Source organism: Solwaraspora sp. WMMD1047, from assembly GCF_029626155.1.
Taxonomy (GTDB): Bacteria; Actinomycetota; Actinomycetes; order Mycobacteriales; family Micromonosporaceae; genus WMMD1047.
Genome location: NZ_JARUBL010000001.1, coordinates 1 through 14,818, shown reverse-complemented (window position 1 = coordinate 14,818; position 14,818 = coordinate 1). Strand labels below are relative to the sequence as shown.

The 14,818-nt window shown below is 68.6% G+C and carries 8 protein-coding genes and 2 CRISPR repeat arrays (1 of these 10 cut by a window edge); all 8 genes read right to left on the bottom strand.

Translation table 11 applies throughout. From position 1 onward, the window contains the following. A CRISPR array of direct repeats spans positions 1 to 4,346; the repeat unit is 29 nt; unit sequence CGGACCACCCCCACGCCCGTGGGGAGGAC; it reaches 1,051 nt to the left of the window's first position. 18 nt (positions 4,347 to 4,364) lie between these two features. Next, entirely contained in the window at positions 4,365 to 4,697 is a 333-nt protein-coding gene (cas2e, locus tag O7627_RS00040; protein WP_278091435.1) for a type I-E CRISPR-associated endoribonuclease Cas2e, read from the bottom strand. A gap of 7 nt (positions 4,698 to 4,704) precedes the next feature. After that, positions 4,705 to 5,661: a type I-E CRISPR-associated endonuclease Cas1e gene (gene cas1e, locus O7627_RS00035; protein ID WP_347404625.1), complete on the bottom strand. Its 957-nt coding sequence runs from the start codon at positions 5,659 to 5,661 to the stop codon at positions 4,705 to 4,707. After that, positions 5,658 to 6,278, bottom strand: coding sequence for a type I-E CRISPR-associated protein Cas6/Cse3/CasE (gene cas6e, locus O7627_RS00030; protein WP_278091433.1), 621 nt, complete (start codon positions 6,276 to 6,278; stop codon positions 5,658 to 5,660). The genes cas1e and cas6e overlap by 4 nt, the downstream gene beginning before the upstream one ends. Next, positions 6,275 to 7,033 carry a type I-E CRISPR-associated protein Cas5/CasD gene (cas5e, locus tag O7627_RS00025; RefSeq protein ID WP_278091432.1) on the bottom strand — a complete coding sequence of 253 codons (759 nt, stop codon included), beginning with the start codon at positions 7,031 to 7,033 and terminating at the stop codon, positions 6,275 to 6,277. Before cas5e ends, cas6e begins: the two co-directional genes overlap by 4 nt. Beyond that, positions 7,030 to 8,172, bottom strand: coding sequence for a type I-E CRISPR-associated protein Cas7/Cse4/CasC (gene cas7e, locus O7627_RS00020; protein ID WP_278091431.1), 1,143 nt, complete (start codon positions 8,170 to 8,172; stop codon positions 7,030 to 7,032). The genes cas5e and cas7e overlap by 4 nt, the downstream gene beginning before the upstream one ends. After that, complete coding sequence (casB, locus tag O7627_RS00015) at positions 8,169 to 8,849, bottom strand: type I-E CRISPR-associated protein Cse2/CasB (protein ID WP_278091430.1); 681 nt, start codon at positions 8,847 to 8,849, stop codon at positions 8,169 to 8,171. The genes cas7e and casB overlap by 4 nt, the downstream gene beginning before the upstream one ends. Continuing rightward, positions 8,846 to 10,324, bottom strand: a complete 1,479-nt coding sequence (gene casA / locus O7627_RS00010; RefSeq protein ID WP_278098090.1) for a type I-E CRISPR-associated protein Cse1/CasA — start codon at positions 10,322 to 10,324, stop codon at positions 8,846 to 8,848. The genes casB and casA overlap by 4 nt, the downstream gene beginning before the upstream one ends. A 409-nt stretch (positions 10,325 to 10,733) precedes the next feature. Then, positions 10,734 to 13,475: a CRISPR-associated helicase Cas3' gene (gene cas3 / locus O7627_RS00005; protein ID WP_278091429.1), complete on the bottom strand. Its 2,742-nt coding sequence runs from the start codon at positions 13,473 to 13,475 to the stop codon at positions 10,734 to 10,736. Between the two features lie 147 nt (positions 13,476 to 13,622). Further along, positions 13,623 to 14,264: direct repeats of the CRISPR family, unit length 28 nt; unit sequence GTCCTCCCCACGGCCGTGGGGGTGGTCC. Positions 14,265 to 14,818 lie beyond the last annotated feature (554 nt).

Genomic DNA, 14,818 nt, shown 5'->3' with positions numbered 1-14,818 from the left:
GCCCGTGGGGAGGACTCGCTCGCCGCCGCCCGGACCGCCGGGTGCTCCGGACCACCCCCACGCCCGTGGGGAGGACGAAGAGGGCGTTCTGCACGTTGAGTTGGAGACCGGACCACCCCCACGCCCGTGGGGAGGACCCGATCAGGCCCGTCTTCGCGCCGAGTACTCCTGGACCACCCCCACGCCCGTGGGGAGGACTCAGCCGAGAGTCCGATCGACTCGAACGCCGGCGGACCACCCCCACGCCCGTGGGGAGGACTCCTTGTAGGGCAGGGTCCAGTCGATGGCCTGCGGACCACCCCCACGCCCGTGGGGAGGACAGCTGTGAGACGCGGAGCTTGACCGACGCCTCCGGACCACCCCCACGCCCGTGGGGAGGACGAACGCACCATCACCGAGGTCCGCCTCTACGAAGGACCACCCCCACGCCCGTGGGGAGGACCTCGACGCCGGCACCGGATCGATCCTCTGCGGCGGACCACCCCCACGCCCGTGGGGAGGACGCTCTCAGCGCCGCGCACCTCTTGCTGTCAAGCGGACCACCCCCACGCCCGTGGGGAGGACGATCTGATGACCCGCACCGCGACCGCCGCCGGCGGACCACCCCCACGCCCGTGGGGAGGACCCACGATGGGCGCCGAGTGGCTCAAGGACGACCGGACCACCCCCACGCCCGTGGGGAGGACGTCGCCTACAAGAACCGCAACACCGACGACGTCGGACCACCCCCACGCCCGTGGGGAGGACGAGTTCGCCGCACACACCGGAGATCGCAGCGTCGGACCACCCCCAGGCCCGTGGGGAGGACCGCGCCGCCTACCTGGCCGGCGTCGCCGTCATCGGACCACCCCCACGCCCGTGGGAGGACGGTGTACCTGACGTACGGGCCGTCGCTGGTGTCGGACCACCCCCACGCCCGTGGGGAGGACACCCCGACGCTGGGGGTGCGCCAGCTGATCGACGGACCACCCCCACGCCCGTGGGGAGGACCGCCCACGCCCCGCAGCCGGGCAACGGCCGCACCGGACCACCCCCACGCCCGTGGGGAGGACCCGGCCGGTCCCGAACTCGGTCTGCTGAGCGACGGACCACCCCCACGCCCGTGGGGAGGACGACGTTCTCCATCTCCGCGTGGACGGCGGTGCCGGACCACCCCCACGCCCGTGGGGAGGACGCCTGATCCACCTAGCCAATTGGGGCCGCTCCCGGACCACCCCCACGCCCGTGGGGAGGACAGTTCCAGCCGGCGGTCGCCCTCGATCTCAGCCGGACCACCCCCACGCCCGTGGGGAGGACCCCGGACCACCACGAGGGGGGTCGTATGCCTGCGGACCACCCCCACGCCCGTGGGGAGGACTGGTGCTGGCCACCACTGCCCGTCCGGCCGGGCGGACCACCCCCACGCCCGTGGGGAGGACCAGCGTCAGTCCGTCGCGGTCACGGGCTCCTCCGGACCACCCCCACGCCCGTGGGGAGGACGGCTACAACGGCGGCCAGTCGATGAGCGTCAACGGACCACCCCCACGCCCGTGGGGAGGACGCCACCTCATGGCAGCCATCGACCTTGCAGAACGGACCACCCCCACGCCCGTGGGGAGGACAGCTCCTCCGACGGGCCGGGGTGGATCCCCCGCGGACCACCCCCACGCCCGTGGGGAGGACCGGAGCGGCGGCGCGGTGAGCACGTCGTGGTTCGGACCACCCCCACGCCCGTGGGGAGGACGGCGACACCTGGGCGGCGCGGGCGACGGCCAACGGACCACCCCCACGCCCGTGGGGAGGACCGGTCGTCGTCATCGGACGGTAGGACGTGGGACGGACCACCCCCACGCCCGTGGGGAGGACTCGGGCGGCACCGCGGACGACGGGTGGACGACCGGACCACCCCCACGCCCGTGGGGAGGACCGGTGCGCACGCACCCGCGCCAGCACCTCCGCCGGACCACCCCCACGCCCGTGGGGAGGACTAGGTCCCGGCGGTCAGCCGGCGGACCCGGATCGGACCACCCCCACGCCCGTGGGGAGGACCCGGCCGGTGTCCCGGACATCGTGACGATGACCGGACCACCCCCACGCCCGTGGGGAGGACACCCGCACCGTGGCGGTGTAGGTACGTTCCATCGGACCACCCCCACGCCCGTGGGGAGGACTTTCGGGCGCGGGCGTCCATCCGGTCGAACGCCGGACCACCCCCACGCCCGTGGGGAGGACAGACGTGCGCCCCGGTCGGTGCCGGCATGGTTAGGACCACCCCCACGCCCGTGGGGAGGACTTCTTACGGCGGGTCGAGTTGGACCGGGACACCGGACCACCTCCACGCCCGTGGGGAGGACCCGCCGATGCTGATTGCCTGCTCAACCGTGTACGGACCACCCCCACGCCCGTGGGGAGGACCCGCCGCCGGCCAGAGCCAGCAGCATCGCCGCCGGACCACCCCCACGCCCGTGGGGAGGACTCTCCGCCCCCGGGTACGACCCCGCCACCCGGCGGACCACCCCCACGCCCGTGGGGAGGACTCCCGGCCGATCCGGATGTGCTCGAACTCGCGCGGACCACCCCCACGCCCGTGGGGAGGACGAAGTACTTCGTGTTCACGCTGCGATCCGGGTAGGACCACCCCCACGCCCGTGGGGAGGACGGCTCCAACCGCCGATCGGCATCACCCGGGTGCGGACCACCCCCACGCCCGTGGGGAGGACCGGTGGCGCCTGGATGACCTCGACCCGCCCGTCGGACCACCCCCACGCCCGTGGGGAGGACAGAACGCCGACCCGTGGGAGCAGGACGACTCCCGGACCACCCCCACGCCCGTGGGGAGGACGTGACCGCGCCGGAGGTGGTGGCCGTCCACGGCGGACCACCCCCACGCCCGTGGGGAGGACGCCTCCGGCAGTTTGGCGCCACGGATTAGCGTCGGACCACCCCCACGCCCGTGGGGAGGACGAGCCCGACATCTACATGGGCCTCATGCTGGCCGGACCACCCCCACGCCCGTGGGGAGGACGCCACGGCCTCCGCGACCGCCGTCATCTGGTCCGGACCACCCCCACGCCCGTGGGGAGGACCCGACCGCACCGCCGGACAGCCACATCTGCACCGGACCACCCCCACGCCCGTGGGGAGGACTCCCGGGTGGAGATGCCCAGTGCGCGGGCCGCCGGACCACCCCCACGCCCGTGGGGAGGACGTTGGCTGGTTGTACCAGCGGTCCGCCGGCGGCGGACCACCCCCACGCCCGTGGGGAGGACTAGGTGGCGACCACAACGGTCACGTCCACTAGCGGACCACCCCCACGCCCGTGGGGAGGACGTGCTGTCGGCGGGTACGCACACGCTGAGCGCCGGACCACCCCCACGCCCGTGGGGAGGACGTCCCTCTCGCACTCAACTTCCGCGCAGACGCCGGACCACCCCCACGCCCGTGGGGAGGACGCATCCGCGAGCGGTGGCTGTGGGGGCTGCGGCGGACCACCCCCACGCCCGTGGGGAGGACATCTCCCGCCAGACGCGCCGGCCGCGCCGGTCCGGACCACCCCCACGCCCGTGGGGAGGACGCCCTGAGCGGCGGGGAGGTGGCGTCAGGGACCGGACCACCCCCACGCCCGTGGGGAGGACCTGCGGTATCCGTGGATGGTGGACGGGTCGACCGGACCACCCCCACGCCCGTGGGGAGGACAACGCCGGCAAGCCCGAGATGGCGGTTGCCGCCGGACCACCCCCACGCCCGTGGGGAGGACGCCGCCATGGCGCGCCTGCAGCGGCGCGCCGACGGACCACCCCCACGCCCGTGGGGAGGACGTGAGCGCCGCGGCGACCACCGCGACGAGGGCCGGACCACCCCCACGCCCGTGGGGAGGACTCTGGGCTGATACCTCGCTGGCCGCCCTCCATCGGACCACCCCCACGCCCGTGGGGAGGACGAGCCGGTCGACGATCTCGCGGACGACGTCGGCGGACCACCCCCACGCCCGTGGGGAGGACGCCGGCGATGGCCCGCCGGTACGCCGTTTCGGCGGACCACCCCCACGCCCGTGGGGAGGACGGGTGGTCGACCAGCGCCATAGGCCGGCCCAGCGGACCACCCCCACGCCCGTGGGGAGGACTCGAGGATCTCGTCGATGACCGCCTGAGCCTGCGGACCACCCCCACGCCCGTGGGGAGGACGGCCGGTTGGACCACAGCACCTCGGTGCGGGGCGGACCACCCCCACGCCCGTGGGGAGGACGCGTGGACCGAGGAATGCCACCTGATGGCCCGCGGACCACCCCCACGCCCGTGGGGAGGACGGCCCGGTCGCCGCGCGGCGCGGCGCGGCTCTCGGACCACCCCCACGCCCGTGGGGAGGACCCTTCGCGACCTGGGCGTTTACCAGCCCTCGGGCCAGATTTCCTCGGTTATGGTGTTCGCCGGTTCCATTGGGTTCATGGCGATCAGGGTGAGGCCGTCGAAGTCGACGGGTCGGCGTCGGCGTTGTCCTGCGGTTCGGATCGAGTAGCCCTGTTCGGTGTTGTCTGGGTGGATGAGCACGGCGGCTCCGTCGCCGACGACTGCGGCTGCCGTTGCCCATAGTTCGTCTCGGACTTTGGCTGACAGGGTGCCGACGAACATGCCGGGGGTTATCTCGATCATCCATCGGCTGAGGGCGCCGCGTAGGTGATCGGGTACGGCGGTGGTGGACAGGACGACCATTGAGGCCATGGGGCGGTTAGTCCTCGCTGCCGTAGTTGACGCCGGCAGGCACCTCGCCGAGTTCTGGGTCCCAGAGTGAGACCACGTCGGCGCCCCGTTCTGGCGTTGGGCGGACCGTGTCCGGGTCGAGGAGGTGCTGGATGTCGGTGATGATCGTGGGCATCAGCTTGAGGAGTCGGAACTCTTCGCGGAGTTTGCGCCGGGCGTCGCGTTCCGGATTGGTGGAGTTGCCGAGTGAGAAGGCCAGTGGGGCGGTGACCCTGGCTTTGTAGAGATCGGCGATGTCGTAGACGAAGGCGTGTTGGGTGCCGCTGTGTACGAAGCCGAGCGCCGGTGAGCAGCCGAGGGCGAGTGTCGCGGCGTGGACGACGCCGTAGAGGCATGCGCTGGCGGACGAGAGGGCCAGGTTGACCGGGTCTTGCGTTTCCCACTGGTCTGGGTCGTAATTGCGGCGGAACTTGCCGGTCCGGTGGTGTTCGGCGAGTAGGCGGTAAAGCTTCTTCATTCGCTGTCCCTCCATGCCGCGGAGTTGGGCGAGTGATGTTCCTTCGGGGACGGCTTCTCCGAACCGGCGTTCGTACATGCGCACGGCGACTGCCAGTCGTTGAGTGTCGTCGGCCCAGCATCGGACTTGCCGCTCAAGCCAGCTTGTGGTGAGTCCGGCGGGGGTGATGGCCGCGTAGCTGCGTACTCCGCCAGCGCCGACGCAGACGACGGTGGTGCCGTGTCTGGCGAAGGTGGACAGCGCCCGGTGTGTGATGGAGGTGCCGGGGCCGAGGAGTACGCAACTGACAGCGGCGGTGGGGAGATAGACGCGTTCGACGCCTCTTGGGGTTTCGACTTGGGCGCAGACGCCGGTGTCGTCTTGGACGATTCGGACGACGTCGGCGTAGAGAAAGCTGAGAGAGTCCGCGACTCTGGGGAGCATCGCGAGGGTGGGCGCAGCCAGACGTCGTCGCGCGTTGCCGGTCACCGGGCGGCGGCAAGGCTGAGTAAGCCGCAGCCGAACGATTTGCCTCGTCCGATTCCGCCGAGCACGGCGGCGCGTACCAGGTCGACATCCCGTACGACGGCTGTGCCGTCGAATCGTGTCACCGCGTGCCGGATCGGTTTGGCCTTGCCGATCATCGATGGCTGGGGGTGGGTGTGCATTTGTTCGAGGGCGAGTCCGTGTGTCTCGGCGCGTTTGATCCACCACGCTTCTACGTCGGGGCCGGACAGCGGCACGACTTTGCCGGCGTGTGGTCCGGTGATCGCCCGTTTGGAGGGGTTCGCCGCGAGTCGGTATCGGACCCGCATCCCTGGGTGGATTGCTTTGAGGAGTGGGCCGATGTCTCTGGTGTCAACGTGGCCGTAGCGTGGGGGTAGTCGGCTCGGATCTGGTTGCAGGGTGGTCTGCACCAGCACGACCGGACCTGTCGGTTCCTGGTCGATGCGGAACAGCACGCCGGCTCGCTGTCGGGGGTCGCGTCCGAGGCCGTCAGGTACGAGCGTCATCACCCGCTGGTGTATGGCGACGATGTCCCGTAGGTCCTGGCTGGCGGACCGGTTACGGAGATCCGGTTCGATTCGGATCAGCCAGGCGTTCACGCCGGTGCTCCTTTCAGATACGTGGCGAGTGCGGTGAGGTAGCGGTCGCCCAGTCCGACGCAGAGGTCGGCTGGTAGGGACTGTCGGGTTATCCAGAGGGACCGGGACAGGTAGCGTCGGCGGTGCGGATGGAAGTCGAGTGGCACGTCGTTGGCGGTCAGTTGCGACGCGTCTTCCCTGCCGGGTGGTGGGCTTTCGAGGACGAAGTCAACCGGTACGGTATCGCCGGTCACCGGTGGCCGGGCCATCGGCACCGACTGGTACAGGGCGTGCACCGGATCGCCGGGCGTCACCTGTAGCAGCAGTGGCGCTTCGGCTGGGCAGGATCGGCGGCCAAGGTAGGGAGCCCAGGCTGGTCGGTCAAGGGCATTGGCGATTGCGTCCACGAGCGGTTGCGGACCGGTCATCGCGACGGTGAAAGCGGCGTCGGTGAGGTAGTAGCGGTGCGAGACGATTGTGCCCTGACCGGGACCTCGGCGGCTTCCCTCAGCGGTGGGTACGGTCTGATCACGGGCGAGGCCGCCGCCAACGGTGTGGAAGTCGCGTAGGACGGCTCCAGCTCGGTCGACCCGAATGGTGAAGGCCAGGGCGGTCAGGTCGCTGATCGGCTCTTCGCGGCGCCGGCCCAGCGCGGAGGCGATTAATCCGATGAGGGCCGACCGGGTCGGGTACGCGCGGGTGTCTCTTGTGGAGAAGGTGCTGTGATCGCCCCAGGATTGCAGCGGCCCGGCGAGCCGCAGTAGCAGCCCGGTCACCGCAACCCGGCCCGTGCGATGGCGTTCTTCACCAAAGCGGCGTGGGATGGCGTCAGCTCGCCGAGATGATCGAGGCCCTTCTCGTCGGTCAGGGCGTGCGCGTGATGCACGAGTCCGTCTTCGCCGATTAGCCGGTAGATGTGGCCGGCGTACTCGGACAGTACTGTCCGAGATTTCGGACCGAAGCCGCCGTCCAGGGGTGCCCGCACCGGAGGCTCGAAGGCGCTGGCGAGCGAGACGGGGCGGTCGCCGCGGACCGCGATGTAGACGAGATCCGGGACGGTGAACGCGGCGGTGGAGTTCTTCTTCGCGCCTGGTATGGCACTGATGAAGTTCGTGAGGAAGTCTGCCGCGAGTTCGGCAGCGAGCGCCTTCTCGCCCTCGAGGTTCCGCGTCAGGTCGTGAAGGTTGACGCAGGCGTAGCGGTAGAACGTGCCAGCACTGAATTCGGCGCTGTTCATGTGTCCACTGCCGGTCTCGTCCGCCGCCTCGTTCAGGTCGTCGACGGCGGTGAAGAAGTCAACCTGGGCGCTCGTGCCGTGCACGGTGAATGCATGAGCGACCTGGACCGCGCCGTCGACGTGGGCGGTGGGCACGTCGGCGAGCATTCGGCCGAAGAGGTTGATGACCCCGTTGCGGCCACTGATCGTCCGAGTGACCTCGTCACGTGGCAGGATCGGGTCCGACTTTGTCGACGACTTGCCCGTCTTCGGCTTGGCTGTCTGGGCGTGGCTGAGGTCGTCCCGGTTCTCCTCGCAAATCCTGGCCAGGTCGTCAAGGGCCGATGCCGGCAGGTAGAGCAGAACCGAGGTTCCGCCGTTGGCCTCCAGCCCCAGTCCTTTGCTGGTGATGCTCGCCGCCACCTGCTGACCGGCGAACGTCGCCAGGTCTTTGGACCAGCCTTTGCTTCGCAGCCGCGAGGCAACCTCGATCGGCACCCGGCGGGTGCGCAGCGCCTGCTCACCGGCCGACTCCTGCAGCGCGAGCCGGACCGCCCGCTTCCAGCTCTGGCTGGAAACCCGGGTACGTTCGACGCCACCGAAGGTCATCGACTTGGGCGAGCCCAGGTCGTCGCGGTTCAGATTGGCGTACGGGATGCTCTGGAGCAGGTGAATATCGATGTATCGGGCCGGGGTCATGCTTGCTCCTCGTTCTCGGGATTCAGAGTGCGGTAGAAGTCTTGTAGCCACCGTTTGGCGACGAGCTCACGTTCCTGATCCCACTTGCGCAGGTCGTCAATGAGCCGAACCCAGTCGATGGCCGTTTCCACGGACCGGATGTGCTGGACGAGGCCGGGTAGCTGCCGATGCACCCCGGTTAGGTCCTGCCTGACGAGCAGGTGCAGCCGCTTCTCCGCGGTTGTGCGGCTGATACGACCTCGGCTTGCCGCCGTAGCATTCACCGCCCGGGCCAGCGCAGTGCCGATACTGGGCCTGCTGGAGAGCCGCTGGCGGGCGGTGCCGAGTTCCGGACCGTTCCCGACGTCCCCCAGGCCGTCCTCGATATCGCTGTCGGGCGCATCCGTGGCCGGATCGTCAGGGCCGATTCTTGTCGCCGATCCGCGCTGACCGCTGCGGGTTTGAGCAGCAATCATGGCTGCTACGGAGTACAGGGCGTACTCCTGCGCCCGGTCGCTCTGGCGGGGCAGCCAGCGGGCGACGGTGGCGTGCATGCCGTACGCCTGCTCCGGTGGTCGCCCGAGCCCACGACGCAACGAGGAGCGCCGCTCCGGAACGTTCGCGCACAGTCCGATGACGTGTTGGACGAACTTGTCAATCATGTCGATTGACAAGGGAGTCGCGGTGTCGGTACTCACTTCGCCTTACCCTTCTGGCGTTTACCGGTGAGCCGGTGGTGTGCCTTGTCGATGGCGGCAGCGAAGCGGGGAAGGTGAGCCTCGCCATTGGTCGCCCAGTCGATGGCCTCGTGCCCGAGCTGTCGGTATGACTTCCGGGCAGTGGCCCACGTCCGGTTGTGCAGGTGCGACCAGAACAGGTCTTCTGCTCGTGGCCAGTAATGGGTCTTCACCCGAGCCACCCACGGCCCGACCCGGTCCTTGACATCGGTTGACTCCTGCCAGGCCAGTTTCATCAGGTAGGCCAGCACGTTGCCGACATCCTCCGCAGCTTTGACGACGGTCACGCTCTCAACCGCTGCCTCTTCGTCGTACTTGATCATCCAGCGTAAGATCGGTGGGGTGACCGAGGTGAACCACTGCCTATCCTTGGCTTGGCCGTCCTGGTCGAAGCCGAAGGCGCGGACACGCTGCTCACCTTCATCGAAATCCTGGGCGCTCACGAGGATCCTCGGGCGCTGACTTTCGTCTGTGATGTCGCAGAGCAGCGCTGGCACATCCCGCCACAGCGCTCGAGAACCGTCGGCCGGCAGCTGGTACCAGCTGCCCTGCTTGCTGAACCGTCGAATCACGTAAGGATCAGGCGTCTGCATCGGAGGCGTGCGTCTACCCCAGGTGAGGTACGCATCGGTGACGACCCGGCCATCCTCGTCGGGAACCAACAGGACGGCGTGCTGAAACCGGCCGGTCAACAGCCCACCGGGCCAAGTCAGCGCTGGCGGCGGAGCTAGTGGGTCCAGCAGGGCAGGGCGCTCCCACGGACACAGGTCAGGCTCATCGTTCGCCGTGTGCTCCCCGGGAACGCCAAGCACGAGAGACTCGAAAAGAGCTCCGCCGAGTGGGTGGTACGACATCGCCGATCGCAGCGGTCCGGCGTTGCTGTTGGCGAACTTCTGCCCGTCGACCTCCCGGCTGGTGCAACGACCTGAAGCGCCATAGTAGAGCTGAGCGACGAGGTGCCACGCCGCTTCAGCTGCCGGCAAAGGCAGCGGAGCAAGGTCGTTATAGTGCCCAAACCACACCTGCGCGTTGCCAGCTGGCCGGCCGAAGACCAGCTTGTTGACACCCGACGTCTTCGCGCACTGCGACCTCAGACGCGGATCCTGCAACCACGGCCGCTCCGGGTGGAACAGATCAAAGGAGTTCCGGTACTGATCAAAGTAGGCGGTCACACTCTCCGGATCGAAGCGCCGCCGATCGAGAACATGACCCTGACGCTCCGCCCAGGAGCTCCGCTTGTCCAAGCCGGTGAGCCGAGCGGTGATCGCGTAGAGGATCCGCCAGAGCCCCGACGCCGCCGGCGGCACCGGCACCACAAGATCGTCGAACTCATGGGCACGTAGATAAAGCTCACGGAGTCCGACCGAGACCGTCTGCTCACCCGCACGAACGGGGAGCCAGGGCTCGACGAGGAGATCGAACGAGGCGGAGACCATGTTCACCCTTCGGAGCGGAGGACTGCCAGACAGTGCCGCAAGCGTTCGGACGCTCCAAGACACCTGTCGGATGGATGACATATGCTGCGGATGGTTCCCCATGCTCGTGGGGGTGCGCCGGCAATTGGTGGAGCCGCTACCGGTCTGCCGTCATCTTCCTCACGGTCGTGAGGGCAGGCTGGCCGACAAGGAACTTGTCGGCCAGCCCCTGCCAGGACTACGCGCTGGCGATGCCTAGCACGATGAGGTGGACCACCAGGACGATGACGAGGACGACGGTGGTTTGCGGCAACTTGAGTGTTAGGCCGAGCCCGGCTCGGGTCTGCATTCGGACCTCCTGGAAAGGCAATGGGTGGTTAGCGGCGCGCGTCCACAGAGTACAGCACTCTGCGATGCCGGCAACTGGTCGTCACCTGTGGCCGGTCGTTCTGCGGATGATCAGGCCGAGATCCCGGTCGAGGTGGACGAGGCGACCGCCGATCTCGATCGGATGAGTTCCGGCGGGTCCGATCGGGAACCAGAGAGGATGGAGCTCGCTGAGCCATGGAGTCTTGTCCCATCGTGCGGGTCGCTCGGCGTCGGGTTTGTAGCCGCTGATCAGGGACTCTCGGACGGGAATGCTCAGCTTGAGCAGCGACCGGATGTCGTCAGGCTGATATCGGCCATCGAGGCCGGATCCGTGATGGGGTAACGGATGCCGGCGGTGAGGGTCGAGCCATTGCCTACCGTCGGAGTCGAGATAGCAGCAGAGCACCCGGACCGAATCGGCTCCCAGCCGTGTCGCCGCCTGCCCGTCGGCGACCTCGCACTCGCTGAGGAGGGAAAGGTCGCCGAGGCTGCTTGGGTCTGGGATAGTCCACAACTCGGCCGCCTGCCGACCCACCATCTCATCCACCTGATAGTCGGTGTGCTCGTCCCTGAGTTGGGGGTCGACGATGCCGGTCGGGCTGTAAACGGCTTCCATATGCTCTTGGACGTCCTCGGGTATCCGGATCGTCTCCACACCGCTGAGCCGCAGGTGCGTCGCCCGCAGCAGGTAGTCGTGGTAGACGTCGCCCCAGCGGCGTGGCTTCGCGTAACGGCCATCGTGGTGCGGGTCGAGGATGACCAGACGGGGTGTTCGCGCCCAGGCCGGCCGCGCCCGGGCGTGTCGATGACAGCGACCCGCGCGCTGCAGCACCTGGGCCAGCGGCGCCAGATCGCTGACGACCAGATCGAAGTCGAGGTCGAGGGACTGTTCTATCACCTGAGTCGCGACGACGATTACTCTCTTGTGCCGTTCGATGCTGTCCTTGCCGAGGAGCGCGACGATTCGTTGGGTGATCTCCTCGCGCTGCCCGGACGGGAATCGCGAGTGCAGAAGGTAGACCTCGGCCCGATCCCGAGTCCACTCTCGCGTCATCTCGTAGGTCTGCTGCGCGTCATCGACCGTGTTGCAGACCACGGCCGCGTATCCGCGGTCCCGCACGAGAGGGGTAAGCACGGCTTCCAGCACGGCCCGACGGTCAGACGGATCGCTGGTCTCGGAACCGCTGCTGTGACGCACCGGCCGGATATCCAGCCGCAGGGGGATGCGTCGCCCGGTTGCGACAGCGGCCTGCGCCTCGGTTGAGATGGTAATCGATGACCCACCAGAGCGGGCTGGGACGAACACCCATCCCGGGTAGGGAACGGGTCCAAGGCGAACTGGAGGGAGGCCTGCGCCGCGTCGGTACGCAGCGGCGAGGCTGTGAACATGGCTGGCAGGCAGAGTCGCGGAGAGCAGAATCACCGAGCAGCGCATCGAACCGAGCCAGGTGAGGAGCTTGCAGAGAACCGCACGCATGTAGTCGTCATACGAGTGCGCCTCGTCAACGATGAAGACCTTGCCGGACAGACCGAGCAGCCTCAACGCATTGTGCCGGGTAGCGAGCGCGGCCATCAGCGCCTGATCGATTGTGCCCACGCTGAAACCAGCGAGCAGCCCGCGCTTACGCCCCTTCAACCAGTCTGGCGCAGCCGTCAAGGTGTACTTGTCGCTCGAAGCGACATCGCTGTCGCCCTGCGGCTCGTCCTTCGGACTCCCCTCGTACGCGGCATTCAACCAGGACAGACTGTGCAGCAACGTCACCGCCGCAGGTCCATCCGCGACCCGGTTCGTGAACTCCCGGACTCGCTTGTACATCTGGTCAGCGGTAGCCATCGTGGGAAGGGCAAAATAGAAGCCACTGGCGTCGGAGACCTCGGCTAGCTCTCGTGCCGCGATCAATGCCACTTCGGTCTTCCCGTCGCCGGTCGCAGCAGTCACGATCAACAGACCCGGCCCATCGACCCTTGGCAGCAGTTCGTCACGGATAGACCGCTGCAAGGCGTTGGGTCTGAAGGGAAAGACTTCCTCGAAAGTTAGCTGTCGCAGGATCGGGACGCCCAGCCCAGCGCCATCGAGGAGCCGAGTAGCCCGACCGCACAGACCGGCCAGATGGGCCGCGACGACCTCGACCGACGAATCGGCGGGGACAGACAGCAACTGACCACGTAGATAGTGCTCCTGACTCGCGAGCCAGTCAGCCAGAATGATCAGCCCCGTGACCAGGACCGCGACGCGCGGATCGACGCGCTCCGGAGAGGCAGGGCTTCCTACAGCCTTCGTAATCGTCCGAAACAATGCGCTCCGCTGGGACGCCCAGCTGCCCCCGCCAAGCCGTCCCGCAATCAAGTCACGATGCTGGGCGCTCCGAAACCGACCATGATGACCACCAAGCATCTGCGCCACCCGATATGCGGGCTGCCCGCTCCTCGGACCCACCTGCGGCCGATCCTGACCAAGTAGCTTGACCAACGCAAGCTGTGACGCCATGTCATGACCGAGATCCCGCCCGCCGGCAACAAGACCGTAAGCTGGATCTGCACGAAGTGGCTCGTAGGCGCGTTGGCATTGCACCTGGAAACCCGGGCTCGCCTTGCCAAGATCGTGAAGCCCGGCCCAGAGCATGACGAGGAGCCGGGCGTGACCCTCATCGACGTCCATCCCGCTGGCGACGAACCGTCGCTGGCCAGCGGTCAGGTGACCATCCCAAAGGGCTCCGGCCACCGCTGCTGTATCCACCAAATGCCAGAGCAACGGATACGGCGAGGCGAGCCCTCGTTCCTTACCCCAGATCCGAAGATCCACAATTGCCTCATGACTCATACAGCGGCCTCACCGACGCGAGCGGAACGATTGCGGGCAAGAGCAGAGCACACGGGTACGACAATCTCCGCTCGACGCCCCTGGCGATCCAATTCCGTCACCCAGCAGTGAAGTCCCAAGTCGCGAAGTGTCCTCCCCACGGCCGTGGGGGTGGTCCGGGGCTCATCCGCGCAGGGACCGTCGACGCGGAGTCCTCCCCACGGCCGTGGGGGTGGTCCGCCGTGGCTGTCGAGCGCGGCGTCGGGGTCGGCGTCCTCCCCACGGCCGTGGGGGTGGTCCGCCGAGGGCTGCGGTGTCGTTGAGGTCGGGCGCGTCCTCCCCACGGCCGTGGGGGTGGTCCTGGCGTCGGGCGCCAGCCCGACCGGGGTGTTGTGTCCTCCCCACGGCCGTGGGGGTGGTCCGGATCGCAAGACCAGCCGGGAGGCGATCCGTCGGTCCTCCCCACGGCCGTGGGGGTGGTCCATGCCACCGCCACCGCGGCCAGCTCGCCCACAAGTCCTCCCCACGGGCGTGGGGGTGCTCCGTCCGCGAGGGACTCCAAGTGCGCGGGCAACCGGTCCTCCCCCCACGGGCGTGGGGGTGGTCCGGAGGGGATTCCCTGGGCGCACTCACCTGTTGCGTCCTCCCCACGGGCGTGGGGGTGGTCCGAAGGGGGTCGAATACGCTCGGGGACTTTGAGCGGTCCTCCCCACGGGCGTGGGGGTGGTCCGGCCCGCAACGCCGCCAGTAGCCGGCTGCCGGCGTCCTCCCCACAGGCGTGGGGGTGGTCCGCTGGCGATCAAGGACGGTCCGACGTGGCCGGATGGGAAGCCTTCCACTACCTCGTCCTCCAACGGGCGAGCGTTCCCAGGATGAGAGGAGGCTTGGCGTGACGCCGGTCCCGCCGCCGGGCGCGTCGATCCTGGCGAAGCTCAGATGGTTGCGATCAGGGATGTAAAGCGCGCGGCGCAGCCTTGGGTCGGCGAGGCTCGGGTAGGTAGCGTCCGCCGCGAGCGTGGATCCCGGTTTGGATGGTACGCCGATGACGTACATACCGGCTGCGCGCGCGGCGGCAACCCCGGTCGGAGAGTCCTCGATCGCTACAGCGTCTTCGGGCGCGACAGCGAGGCGGGCGCAGACGGCTAGGTAGATGTGCGGTGCGGGCTTGGGCGCGTCTACTTCGTCGCAGCCGATGATGGTGTCGAAGGCTCGGGGGAGGCCGATTTTGGTGAGGTAGCGTTTGACGATCGCTGCCGGGGAGTTGGATGCGACCGCGAGGGGGCGTCTGGTGGCGTTGAGTGCTAGGACGAGGTCGACCGCGCCGGGTAGGGGCACGATGGGGTCTC